Origin of the sequence: Psychrobacter sp. AOP7-B1-24, from assembly GCF_052376215.1 — a bacterium.
Taxonomy (GTDB): Bacteria; Pseudomonadota; Gammaproteobacteria; order Pseudomonadales; family Moraxellaceae; genus Psychrobacter.
In genome coordinates this window covers 22,141-35,387 of sequence record NZ_JBQSVL010000018.1, presented here as the reverse complement: position 1 = coordinate 35,387, position 13,247 = coordinate 22,141, and the positions used below count along the sequence as shown (strand labels likewise).

Here is a 13,247-nt window from a genome sequence, read left to right as displayed (position 1 = left end):
CATAACTTCAATATTTAGAGTCTGTTTCATACCAATAAAGCGAGCGAATAAACACTCTATAAATAGTAAGATGTGTTTGATATTCGATCATGGCACTGACAGAAAGTATTTGTGAATGTTTAACACGTCCTAAACAAAACGATATTCATACCCTGTTCGATTGAACTAAAAATGACTATTACACACCTATATAAGCACGAAGTTTCTAAAACACACACCATCTATCTGTAATAGTCCTTGAATTGGCTATTTATAGTCTCATTTAGGGTTGTCAGACGGGGATATATTGGCTTTTTTCGATATTTTTACGCTAGCGTAGAAAGTAAGTTTTTCGAAAAGCTGCTCAAAATTATGTAGTAAACTCCATAATTTGTCTGTTTTTAACAATTTTTTTGATTTAACCCCTCGAAATTGTCCTAATATAGCGGTATAATCCACCGTTATAATCCTTACTAAATAACCTTATTTTCTGGAGTTATCATGGCAGCGCAATCTACAGCACTTGTAATCAATCTAGATCAGCTAGGAAAAGACGATATTGATATGGTCGGTGGTAAAAACGCCTCATTAGGCGAAATGATCAGCCATTTATCTGATTTAGGTGTCAGTGTTCCAGGCGGTTTTGCCACCACTTCAAATGCGTTTAACCGCTTTTTGAACGAAACAGGTTTGCTAGAAAAAATCAATAATGAGCTAAAAACATTAGACGTAGATGATGTTAACAAGCTTGCAGAGACTGGCAAAAAAATTCGTACTTGGATTATTGAGCAAGAACTACCAAAAGATCTTGAACAAGAAGTTCGTGAGTCATTTGAAGCAATGAGCGGCGGCGAAGACATCGCTGTTGCCGTACGTTCTTCTGCAACTGCTGAAGATTTACCAGATGCTTCATTCGCAGGTCAGCAAGAGACATTCCTAAACATTCGCGGTATTGATAACGTCCTAATCGCTATCAAAGAAGTGTTTGCTTCTTTATACAATGATCGCGCAATCTCTTATCGTGTACACAAAGGCTTTGAGCACGAAGGTGTTGCACTATCTGCCGCTGTACAACGCATGGTTCGCTCAGAAACTGGTGCGGCTGGTGTAATGTTCACGCTAGATACCGAAAGTGGTTTTGATCAAGTGGTATTTATCACATCAAGCTACGGCCTAGGTGAAATGGTCGTTCAGGGCGCGGTTAATCCAGATGAATTTTATATATCAAAGCAGTTGTTAGCCAATGGTAAGCCGTCAGTTATTCGCCGTAATCTAGGCAGCAAGCATAAGAAAATGATTTATGGTGACGAAGGGAGTACAGCTAAATCTGTGAAAACTGTCGATGTTGAAAAACAAGATCGCATGCAATTCTCACTATCTACTGAAGAGCTAACCTCTCTTGCTAAACAAGCGGTAACGATCGAAAAACATTATGGCCAAGCGATGGATATCGAATGGGCTAAAGACGGCGACACCAATGAGATATTTATCGTTCAGGCACGCCCTGAAACGGTTAAGAGCCGCCAAGACAGCAATGTCATGGAGCGTTACATCATTGATACTACCGACGCAAAAATACTATGCGAAGGCCGCTCAATCGGTCAACGTATCGGTTCAGGTAAAGTGCGTATCGTTAGCAACCTAAACGAGATGGACAAAGTACAAGACGGCGATATCCTCGTATCAGACATGACGGATCCTGACTGGGAGCCAGTCATGAAACGTGCCTCTGCCATCATCACCAACCGTGGTGGTCGTACTTGTCACGCGGCTATTATCGCACGTGAACTAGGTGTTCCAGCTATCGTTGGTTGTGGTAACGCAACTGAGCTATTGGTTGACGGTCAAGATGTGACTGCTTCTTGTGCCGAAGGTGATACTGGTTTTATTTATGAAAGCCAAATTGACTTTGAAGTGCAAACCAACTCTGTTGAAACGATGCCAGAGCTAGCATTTAAAGTAATGATGAACGTCGGTAACCCAGATCGCGCTTTCTCATTCACCCAAATGCCAAACGAAGGCATTGGTCTTGCTCGCCTTGAGTTCATCATCAACCGTATGATTGGTGTGCATCCAAAAGCACTATTGAACATGAATACCTTGCCACGTGAAATATCACAAGCCATCCAAGAGCGTATCGCCGGTTATGCCTCACCTGTTGACTTCTATGTTGATAAATTGGTCGAAGGTATCTCAACCTTAGCGGTTGCCTTTATGAATCAGCCAGTTATCGTTCGTATGTCAGATTTCAAATCAAACGAATACGCTAACTTGTTGGGCGGTAAATTATACGAGCCATCAGAAGAAAACCCAATGCTTGGTTTCCGTGGTGCAAGTCGTTATGTATCTGACAACTTCCGCGATTGCTTTGAACTTGAGTGTAAAGCACTAAAGCGTGTCCGTGATGACATGGGACTGACCAACGTCGAGATTATGATTCCATTCGTGCGTACGATTGGCGAAGCCAAAGAAGTCATCGAGCTACTAGAGAAAAATGGTCTAAAGCGTGGCGAAAACGGTTTGCGTGTTATCATGATGTGTGAACTACCAACCAATGCACTATTGGCAGATGAATTCCTAGAGTACTTCGATGGTTTCTCAATCGGTTCTAACGATTTGACTCAGTTGACCCTTGGTCTAGATCGTGACTCAGGTATCGTCTCACATCTATTTGATGAACGTGATCCTGCTGTTAAGAAGCTGTTAACTATGGCAATCGATGCCTGCCGTAAGCAAAACAAATATGTCGGTATCTGTGGTCAAGGTCCATCAGACCATCCAGATCTTGCTTATTGGTTGATGGAACAAGGTATCAACTCAGTGTCATTAAACCCTGACTCAGTACTAGATACTTGGTTCTTTTTAGCTGGTGAAGAAACCAAATAAGCCGTAACGTCAAGTCACAGCGGTAATTCACACCATTATTAAAGATACACTTATTAGGGTCTATTTGAAAAATATTAAATAGACCCTAATATTATGTATTATAAAATGTGATTTAAGACATGACTAACTATGTAGGCAATTATGCAGATTTTCCTTGCTCGAAATAACGTACAAGCCGGTCCATACAGTTTGGATCAGCTTAATATTATGTTGGCATCTGGTGAAGTACTGCTAGATGATTTAATGTGGCATGAAGGCTTAGACCAATGGCAGCGTGTCGGCAACTTGACCAACAACCAAACGGTTTATCGACCCGCTACCATTAGCCGCCCAGATGCCAATGACTCTATTATCAATAACGTCACTGTATTTCCTGAAGATAAAGCCAGTGATGGTGAGGACAGACAATCTGTATCGTTAGATAGACTGTATGGCAAGCCTGAACGTCCAAAAGTCACTGATAAAGATGCGAATATGACAACCAACCGTCATCACACACCGCATCATAATGTGTCATTAAATAAAAAGGCTAGCAGTAAGAATATTTCAGCTCAAGATAAAGTTCTTGGTAATGTTGTTCTTGCGCCTATCATGTCGCGAGTATTAGCAACGGCACTTGATTGGCTACTTTTAATCATGTCATTTTTGCCATTAATGCTAGCTATAAACAAGTTGGATGGCATACCTACAGACTTACAGAATATGGATGAGATGGTTAAATATTCTTTAAGTGTTGCTGAAAGTATTCCTCATGCTACGCAGCTCATATCAAATGCTATGGTTTTTGGTCTTATCGCTTTGCAATTACTTTTTATTATCTTACGAGGTCAGTCGTTAGGCAAACTAATTACTGGTATTCGTGTGGTCGACCAAACAACTCATCGTTTGCCTTCTTTTGTCAAATTGGTTGTGATACGCACGCTTGTATTAGCACTAATCTACATCCCTCTTTCTACTTCATTTATAGTATTCATACCTTTAGCTATTCATTATTACATGGCTTCAAAAAGCCCTCAAAACATTGGTTGGCATGACAAACTGGCCAACACATTGGTAGTGAAAGCAGAGAGTAATCAGTTAGCAAAAGAACCAAAAATAAAATAACCATTCGTTAAGTTTGGTTATGAGCAACGTGTCTGATAACCCTTATAAAAAAGCAGCGTATTATCGTTGCTTTTTTTTGTTATTAGAAAGCAATTTATGAAATTTATAGTTTATTAGCAGTATCTCAGCGATTAACCTTTGTGTTAATGATTGAGTACTGCTATAATACGGCGCTTTATATCCTAAGCTTATTCTAGATTGTTTTTTATAAAAACTGGTCAGAATTGGGCTTACCTTATAAATCTCCTTGCTATTAACATAGGGTTAATAGCTACTAATCCGTAAGGAGTCATAATGCGACATTACGAACTGGTGTTACTTGTACACCCAGACCAAAGCGACCAAGTGGTCGGCATGGTTGAGCGCTACATCAAGTTAGTTCAAGACAATAACGGTGTTATCCATCGTTTAGAAGATTGGGGCCGCCGTCAATTGGCATATCCAATCAACAAGATTCACAAAGCTCACTACGTTCTTTTCAATATTGAAACTGACGGTGAAACTTTGGCTGAACTTGAAGAATTATTCCGCTATAACGACGCGATCATTCGTAGTCTAGTTATGCGCCGTGACGAAGCTGTCACTGAAGAGTCGCAGTTAGCCAAGAATGCCGATGAAAAACGCGCACGCAAAGCAACTACTCGTCGTCCAGACAATCGTGAAAACGATAGCGACGACAACGACAACAGTGAAGACTAATTAAAGGAGAATACTCATGGCACGTTTCTATCGCCGTCGCAAATTCTGCCGTTTCACTGCTGAAGGCATCACTCACATCGACTATAAAGATGTTGAATTGCTAAAACAGTACATCAGTGATAATGGTAAAATCGTACCAAGCCGCATTACCGGTACATCTACTAAATATCAGCGTCAACTAGCTACTGCTATCAAGCAAGCTCGTTACTTATCGCTACTTCCATACACTGATAACCATCAGGGTTAACCGTTAATTAACTAGGAATGACTCATGCAAATTATTTTGTTACAGCGTATCGTCAACCTTGGTAAACTCGGTGAAACTGTCGATGTAAAACCAGGTTACGGACGTAACTTTCTTATCCCTTTGGGTAAAGCACTACCTGCTACTAAAGCTAACATTGAAAAGTTCGAAGCACGTCGTGCTGAGCTTGAAGCTGAAGAAGCAAAAGAAATCGCTAGTGCTCAAGAGCGTGCTGATGCTTTAACTGATGTTAATGTCATCATGCGTGCTAAATCAGGTGACGAAGGCAAGCTATTCGGTTCTATCGGTACTCGCGATATCGCTGAAGCATTGACTAACTCAGGTCTAGAAGTAGACCGTGCTGAAATCAAGCTACCTGAAGGCACTCTACGTCAAGTTGGCGAATACAATGTTGATATTCAGCTACACCATGACGTTACTGCTAGCATCTTGGTTACCATTCTTTCTGAAGATGGTAACAACGAAGATTCAGCTGACGAAGAAGCTGCTGACGAAGACTATTCTGAAGAGTAATCTTCTATATAGTTAGACTCGGTCTATAAAAAGCCAGCAACCTAAGGTTGCTGGCTTTTTTTGTCTATGTTTTATTGTTACCCCCTATTTTGTTTAAGTAAGAGCTGCCAGAATATTGAAGCGTGTCCTCATTAAAAAAAGGTGATACACATTCGCTAACATATACCAAAAGACATTCAAAAAACACCCAGAGAAATATCCATGAAAATTTTGATCGCCCCTGACTCGTTTAAAGAAAGTTTAGAGGCATTGGATGTGTGTCATGCAATCCAGTCCGGCTTTAGCCAAGTGTTTCCAGACGCTGATTATAAGCTGCTGCCAATGGCTGATGGTGGTGAAGGCACCTCTGCCGTATTGTCTTATGTATTGGGTGGGCGCTGGAAAAAAATCAGAGTGCATGACCCACTGATGAGACCTATCACCGCAAAGTACTTATTATTGCCTGATGCCACAGCTGTCATCGAAATCGCTCAAGCCTGCGGATTACATCTACTAACAGCCGATGAACGTAATCCTGTGATTGCGAGCAGTTATGGTGTTGGAGAGCTGATCGAAGATGCGTTAGAAGAAGGCGCCAAGCGTATCATTATTGGGCTGGGTGGTAGTGCCACCAATGATGCAGGTCTTGGTATGCTAACTGCGTTAGGTATGGATTTTCATGACGTCGATGGTCATTCATTAGCTCAGGGCGGCGGTGCACTTGCCAGTCTACATAAGCTCGATAATACAAACCTTCACGCAAAGATATCAGACACGGTATTTGAGGTTGCTTGTGATGTGACCAATCCATTATGCGGTCTGCTAGGTGCCAGCGCCGTGTTTGGCCCGCAAAAAGGCGCTTGTCCAGAGCAAGTTAATATCTTGGACAACGCATTAAGCCACTTTGCGACTATTTGTGGCCAACATGGTTATCAGGAGTGTGAAGAGGTGGCAGGTGCTGGCGCAGCTGGCGGTCTTGGCTATGCGTTAATGAGCTTTTGTGATGCCCATCTGAAATCTGGTTTTGATACGGTTGCTGAAGTGACTAACTTATCACAACATATTGCCGATGCGGACTTGGTTACCACTGGCGAAGGCAAGCTCGATGCACAAACAGCCATGGGCAAAGTCGCTGGTGGTATAAGCCAAATTGCTAAGGCTAGCCGTACACCTGTTATCGCTATCTGCGGCAGCGTCGATGGACTAAAACCTGCTCAGACCAGTCAGTTCGATGTGGTTATGCCAAGTATCCAAAAAGTAGACACGATCGATAACGTGTTAGGTTCTGCTTACAATAACATTGAGACTACTGCTGCTAATATTGCTTCGGCTATGCGCTTAGGTATTGAGATGAGTTAGATATTCTTATAATAGCTCGACTATAAAAGTATTACAGCGTCCCTATTGAGGTATCACGTATACACCTACACTCAGTTACCTTGTACTATTTTTAAATTGTATCGACTACACTAGGGCGTATCATCAATTAGTACATTGGTGACACACCCTACTTCCAAGCAGAACAGAGCCAAACCGTTTAATTTGTTTTTTGGCTCCATTCTGTATACATATCACAATATTTTTGGATACCAGTGTCACAGATACGCTTCAACCCTGCTAGCCCGCCTACTCTATCGCCATAGGCACCGTCACTGAGAATATAAATTTTTGCTAATTGGTTTTGCGCGTCTTCATAACCTAGCTGGCTATAGCTTTCAAACCAATGTGCCGCTTTGCTATAGTCTAGTTTTACACCCTCGCCTTTATAGTACATAGAGCCAAGGTTAAACTGAGCATGTGCCATACCTTGCTTAGCTGCTTTTTCGAACCATTCAGCCGCTTTTGTATTATTTTTATGAACCCCTTGCCCCTGCTGATACAGGACACCTAAATTAAATTGAGCGTCAGCAACTCCTTGTTCAGCAGATTTTTGATACCACTTAAACGCTGTTGCATTATTTTTAGGAACTCCTTTAGCATTGGCATAAGCAATGCCCAAATTAAACTGTGCTAACTTGTTATTTTGTTCAGCTGCCTGCCGCCAATACTTCAGTGCTCTAATATCGTTTTGAACGACACCTTCACCTGTAGAATATAGATTACCAAGATTGTATTGAGCTCTACCATAGCCTTGCTTAGCAGACTTACTATAGTAGGCAAAGGCTTTTTCATAGTTTTGTGGTACGCCTATGCCTTCATTGTACATAACACCAATATTATATTGTGCTTCAGCCAACCCTTGATTGGCAGATTTATTCAACCACTCAAAAGCCTTTGTACTATTTTTCTCAACATCTAAGCCTGCTGCATACATGATACCCAAATTATACTGGGCAATGGCATTCCCTTGCTGTGCTAGCGACTCAATGGTAGTCAAATCTCTTATCGATATCGACTCTTCCGCAGTAGCGGAAATGGTTAATCCAACGATCATATAAGTCATTATAATCTTAAGACAGATATTTCTTAATAGCTTTATATTCATCATTAGTCCATAGATACAGAATAAATTGAAATATATATAAATAGAGTATGGCGTGTTTAACATTTATATATAGGTACTGCTACTAACTGATCTTTGTTATGAACAAGATGCAACGTTGATACGCATGTGACAATGTCATATAGAAGATCGGTTTGGCAACATCGTCGAGATTTACAGCCACAGCTATGAGCTTATCTATAGCAAAGGTGCATACTAAGATCAGTATGAATGTAGCCTACATTTAGATGATAAACAAATAGCGTACTCAGATTATGAGTACGCTATTTTTATGTATTACCATCACTTCGAGCAGTAAGCCATTGCAACTATCTAACTGCTTTATTCCCTATTGAGGCTTTAGCACTATAACGACGGTGAAGCCATTACAGCTCCTATTATCATAAATACAGCGCCTACCAGTGATCTCAAAAATGGCGAACTACAATCTGGCCAGCGAGTGATAATAAAGTATAAGTTTGCAAATGGAAGGAACAGATATAATAGCCCCCACAGTACCGAATCTTGAAAGGCTATAATTATCAATTTAATGCCATAAATAAAAGAAACAATTAAACCAATAACAAATAAAACAAGACCTATAGTTTCCACGTCACTTCCCCTAAATTTTTAATAAAAAAATACACTATAATCAGCTTAAAAAAGGACATTCACAATATATCTATTATCAGTTCTCTGAACTATCAGCGCTAAAAATACTAAAACTTTAAAATATTGTATATTATCTCAGAATTGTTGCTGGCGTATAGTAACAGGTAACGTGGAAAATACATAACTTTATAAGACATATGTTGGATAAATTTTATTAACTTCGTTTTATAGTCACATAAATCTAAAATGAGTAAAGACAGCTGGCTACAGATTATATAAGTAGCACACCATCGCTGTGCTTATTTCATAGTGGATTGACTATACCCTAATCTTCACCATGATACGTCGCCTCATCCATCCACACGAGGGGATCTTCACACAAATGCATTAAGTGATACCAGATATCACTGCTACGAGCGATGCGATGATGACCACCTGCAAAGTAATCGACTTCCCAACTATCAGGGAGATTGACTAAGGTTCGTCTAGCGACTGCCACATCAAGACTTTCATCATCTACTTCTACCATAACCCGCACCATCTCAGTGTTCGACGTGGAGAACGATAGTTTCATATCTGCCACTGCCAAAATACGATCGGCTAAGACCTCACTAGGATAGATACAGGGCGCAATCAATAATGCCCGTAAGTTATATTTATGGGCAAAATGATTGGCAAACCAGCCGCCAAGTGAATGCCCTGCCAATACCACTCGCGGATACTGTGTCATTTTCTCACGAATTAGATCATCGTAAATCTCAAATATTTCTGCAAAATTGTCTCGATAATTGACCGTTTGACAGTATTTAGGCTCACGTGTAATACAGGTATATTTGCTGGTCTCATTGCTTGAATCAAGACCATGAAAAAACAGTAAAAACGTGTCGTTATTTTCGATAGGAAACATCATAAGGTTCTCCTTTTTTAATTATTATTTAGGCTTATTCTTGATAACTTGGCTTATCAATTAAACTGGTTTTTGGCTAGCAACCTGCGCTTGATACAGGCTCAAAATCTCTTCACAAGCCTGCATTGAGATATTTTTTGCAAAGCCCTCATTAAACCAAAAATCATAAACTGCCTGGACAATGGTTCTCACCGCTTCTGCATCTTTTGGCTTTTTCTCTTGTAATTTCATCGCAATGTCATGTGCCTGTATATCCGATTCACTATAGGGCGCACTCCAACCCACACAGTAACGATAAAGTACGTCATTAATCGCCAATACAAATATGGCATTTGAGACACCAAATGAACCAATAAAGCGCTCTAACAATTCACAGCGTTCTTTATATACACTGGCCTCGATTGGCATATCCGCTCGCTCAAACAGACAGTCACAACTCACCATATGCGAAGGCTTGCTAAAATCCTCCCCTAGCAATGAATAAGTTCCTCGAATCCCGCCCTTCTCCACGACATTAAATTGCCAAATCGCATAATGAGTATCTGGCCCTTTATAGGGCACATGTATAAACCATTGCATCAGCGCATCACTGTCATAAAGAATATCAACACTGCCAATACGCACCCCCTGCTTGGGAAGTATGTCCGTGTATAAACTGTCGATATCATCACTATAGAGCGTCACTTTACGTAAGTTTTCATCACTAACATCACCCAACTTCGCCCTTGCTTGTTCTATATTTTGATAGGGTTTAAAAGGCGCTACCCATCTGAGCGTTTCATTAGTATTGTTCACAAAGTAAATGTCATCTTCATAACTGTCTACAGAAACCGTTTCGAGGTAAAATAATGGCTGTTTTCGTACTCGATCTTTTTCATCATTTGCTAGTGCCGTTATACCAGATAGCTTGTCACCAGCTAACCATTGAAAGTTATCTAATCGTTTTTTCTCAAATTGACTGGTTGATGTCATCATAGTCATATCCTTATTATTTTGATTGCTTTGTCGCTGTTTTTTGCTGTTGTTATATTCTAATTACTGATTTCAAGCCAGCCGAGTCTATTCGCCATTATTTAAATGACGTCATTATCTATGGAGATAAGTAAATTAATCGGCTTGGTTTAATCTCGTATTGTAAGGATTTTTAGCCACAGCTCTTCGCTATCGCATCGCTAGTCGTTTCTCAACGCTAACGAGCTTTTTTCTACTAAGTTTTTTGTTTATTAATAAATATATTTTTTGAATTTATACAGATTGAGAAGCATTGAACGAAACGTAAATAATACCACTCGAAAAACATCGCTAAGATAGCGTATTAAAGACAACTCAGTTAAGAAGTGAAGCATTGCGCCCTGAGGGTTAACTGTTTGTCTTGTTATTTTGCCTGACTCAATAACTATATTATAAACTTATAGAAAAATAAAGGGTTTTGATATTATAGGCGACAACTGATGTCGCTTATCTTACTTAATAGTTACTCACCATACTCGGAGCTTATACTTGTCTACTATGAAAGCAACTAAGCAAAATCAGCAGGAATATAAAGGTACTCCTGCTGACCATCATTATTGTTAAACGACACTCGATAGCCATTGATAATCCCATCAAATGGGATGTTTCCTGTCATAGTCGTATAATGCGCTCTAATCAACTGCTTAATCACTTGTCGCTGTTGGCATCTATCCAGTAGGCGTACCTTATCCTCCAACCACACTCTGGCAAACTTAGAAACCGCCATCATACTCATAAACGAAGGGTGGAAATCCTCGCTAAAAACGATATCCGCATAGACAGTGGGCGTAGTGGCGCTGAGCACCTTGTGAGCGTATCGTTCCAACTGTTGTAAAAGTGGTAAATATGTACTTTTATCAATATTTAACACTTCGCACAGAGCATGAATAAACTCAGTTGATGAGTATTTAAAGTCATAACCAGTTTTGGTCAGTTCTAACTCTGCTGATAATAAGATATGCTCTAGACGCTTTATAGCTTTCGTTTGAGTTTTGACCGTTGTCTGATAGCCCATAGACTGGATAATTTGGGCGTGTGATAGATTTTTTTGCTCAATCCGATTGAGGATTAAAGCCTGCAACCTGCTTGTATATTGACTAGAATAAGTCATGAAATGTTTCCTTATGCTCTGGCGTATTTAACTGTACTTATAAAGGTAAAAGCACAGTTACTTTGCTGAGAGTTGCAGAGCAATAAGGTGTTGTGCGTTTTACCAGTAATTGTTTTTCATCGTGCTGGAAGTAGCGTTAAACCCACGATATGCTTACATAGTAGCAAGGGTGATACTATCTGTATAGATATGTGATGATATAATACGACAGCTGATGTCGCTTATAGTTATTTCTCTACTCTAGCAGAAGGCTATGCTATAAGCGGTTACTCCGTAGACTAAAGCTGTAGCCAAGCACAAACCACAAAAAATTATAGTGGTTAGCTAGAAAAACAAAGTGACTAGATAGCTCATAGTTTAGCACCTAGATACTATATAATATCGCTCAGAACTGAAGCCTCAGTATTAACATGTCATTGAAAATAATAGTTGTGAATAACCATGAAAGATAAATCTGAACTTCTTTGTAAAGCAGAGGAACTAATTCGACCATTAGCAGAACCTCACATACCTGATGGAACAGAAATGCAAGCAGTGATTGACCAGTGGTTACATGCAGTAGCTACAAATAGTCACCTCTTTTGTAATTCAAGCCTTGCTCAGCCAGAAACTCTTGAAAATGATGTAATCTCTATACTTAAAGACAGCAATGTCTATAAAAGTAGAGCTGATTTTTTTAAAATAGTTTTTGGTGGTTTGCAGTTAAAACCAAACGAAGAAGCAAAGTTCACATTTATTGATTTGTTTGCTGGTATTGGTGGTATGAGACTCGGGTTTCAAAATACTGGTGGAGTCTGTGTTTTCTCTTCTGAATTTGACAAACACGCTCAACAAACCTATCAAAAAAACCATGGAGAATATCCATTTGGTGACATTACTTTAATTGACCCAAACAACATACCTAAACATGATATTTTGCTTGCAGGATTTCCTTGTCAGCCCTTTTCTCATGCAGGTCTGAAACTAGGAATCGAAGATACTAGGGGTACGTTATTCCATGATATTGCAAATATTATTGATCAAAAAAGACCTAGATTTGCTGTATTGGAGAATGTTAAAGGTTTGATTAGTCATGATAAAGGTCACACTCTCAAAGTCATTTTAAATACGCTGACACAAATCGGTTATAGCTGTAATATCCCAAAAGAAGTTATCGAGGAAGGGACTACTAAAGAGATTCAAACTTTAGCCAAGAAAATGGTACTAAAATCTGTTGATTTTGGCATCCCTCAGAATAGACAAAGAATTTATATTGTGCTTTGGAAAGACGGCGAAATTGATGAGTTCTTATATCCAGAGAGCCTTGGATTAGATACTCGTTTAGGTGATATATTGGAAGAAAACCCAGACCCTAAGCTAACTATCTCTGATCGTTTATGGGCTGGTCATCAGCGCCGAAAAATACAAAACAAGAAAAACGGTAAAGGTTTTGGTTATGGTTTAGTATCTCCAGAATCACCTTATACTAATACAATCTCGGCTAGATACTACAAAGATGGTAGTGAGATTCTTATCGAACAGCCTAATCAAAACCCAAGAAAAGTAAGTCCAAGGGAAGCTGCTCGATTACAGGGATTTCCTGATGAATTTCAGGTCAGTGGCTCTAATACACAAGCCTACAAGCAGTTGGGAAATAGCGTGACTGTAAGCGTCATAAATGCTTTAGCTGAAAGAATACTACTTAAAATGGAGTGATTCA

Annotated in this window: 11 protein-coding genes; 7 read left to right on the top strand and 4 right to left on the bottom strand. The window is 39.8% G+C overall.

What is annotated here, in order from left to right; translation table 11 throughout:
- Window positions 1-480: 480 nt before the first annotated feature.
- The 6 genes from ppsA (at window position 481) to ACT3QP_RS05965 (ending at window position 6,784) form a co-directional block, all read left to right on the top strand.
- On the top strand, window positions 481-2,865 hold the full coding sequence (gene ppsA, locus ACT3QP_RS05990) for a phosphoenolpyruvate synthase (protein ID WP_444524832.1): 2,385 nt from the start codon (window positions 481-483) through the stop codon (window positions 2,863-2,865).
- Window positions 2,866-3,006: 141 nt separating this feature from the next.
- Window positions 3,007-3,969: an RDD family protein gene (locus ACT3QP_RS05985; RefSeq protein ID WP_444524831.1), complete on the top strand. Its 963-nt coding sequence runs from the start codon at window positions 3,007-3,009 to the stop codon at window positions 3,967-3,969.
- A gap of 294 nt (window positions 3,970-4,263) precedes the next feature.
- Window positions 4,264-4,668, top strand: a complete 405-nt coding sequence (gene rpsF / locus ACT3QP_RS05980) for a 30S ribosomal protein S6 (RefSeq protein ID WP_057759380.1) — start codon at window positions 4,264-4,266, stop codon at window positions 4,666-4,668.
- Between the two features lie 16 nt (window positions 4,669-4,684).
- Window positions 4,685-4,915: a 30S ribosomal protein S18 gene (rpsR, locus tag ACT3QP_RS05975; RefSeq protein ID WP_010198808.1), complete on the top strand. Its 231-nt coding sequence runs from the start codon at window positions 4,685-4,687 to the stop codon at window positions 4,913-4,915.
- Window positions 4,916-4,939: 24 nt separating this feature from the next.
- Window positions 4,940-5,446, top strand: a complete 507-nt coding sequence (rplI, locus tag ACT3QP_RS05970) for a 50S ribosomal protein L9 (protein ID WP_444524830.1) — start codon at window positions 4,940-4,942, stop codon at window positions 5,444-5,446.
- Window positions 5,447-5,647: 201 nt separating this feature from the next.
- The gene (locus ACT3QP_RS05965) at window positions 5,648-6,784 is read left to right on the top strand and encodes a glycerate kinase (protein ID WP_444524829.1); all 1,137 of its coding nucleotides are present in this window, start codon (window positions 5,648-5,650) and stop codon (window positions 6,782-6,784) included.
- A gap of 178 nt (window positions 6,785-6,962) precedes the next feature.
- Here ACT3QP_RS05965 and ACT3QP_RS05960 read toward each other — a convergent pair whose 3' ends face one another.
- From ACT3QP_RS05960 to ACT3QP_RS05945, 4 genes are all read right to left on the bottom strand, one after another.
- Window positions 6,963-7,868 carry a tetratricopeptide repeat protein gene (locus tag ACT3QP_RS05960; RefSeq protein ID WP_444524828.1) on the bottom strand — a complete coding sequence of 302 codons (906 nt, stop codon included), beginning with the start codon at window positions 7,866-7,868 and terminating at the stop codon, window positions 6,963-6,965.
- 976 nt (window positions 7,869-8,844) lie between these two features.
- The gene (locus ACT3QP_RS05955) at window positions 8,845-9,429 is read right to left on the bottom strand and encodes a YqiA/YcfP family alpha/beta fold hydrolase (protein ID WP_444524827.1); all 585 of its coding nucleotides are present in this window, start codon (window positions 9,427-9,429) and stop codon (window positions 8,845-8,847) included.
- A 57-nt stretch (window positions 9,430-9,486) separates the two neighbouring features.
- A complete protein-coding gene (locus tag ACT3QP_RS05950; RefSeq protein WP_444524826.1) occupies window positions 9,487-10,401 on the bottom strand; it encodes a hypothetical protein in 915 nt (304 codons plus the stop codon).
- 544 nt (window positions 10,402-10,945) lie between these two features.
- On the bottom strand, window positions 10,946-11,548 hold the full coding sequence (locus tag ACT3QP_RS05945; protein WP_444524825.1) for a hypothetical protein: 603 nt from the start codon (window positions 11,546-11,548) through the stop codon (window positions 10,946-10,948).
- A gap of 441 nt (window positions 11,549-11,989) precedes the next feature.
- On the opposite strand from ACT3QP_RS05945, the gene ACT3QP_RS05940 reads away from it, so the two are divergent.
- Window positions 11,990-13,243 (top strand): DNA cytosine methyltransferase, encoded by a 1,254-nt coding sequence (locus ACT3QP_RS05940; protein ID WP_444524824.1) that lies wholly within the window; start codon window positions 11,990-11,992, stop codon window positions 13,241-13,243.
- The last annotated feature ends 4 nt before the right edge of the window (window positions 13,244-13,247 follow it).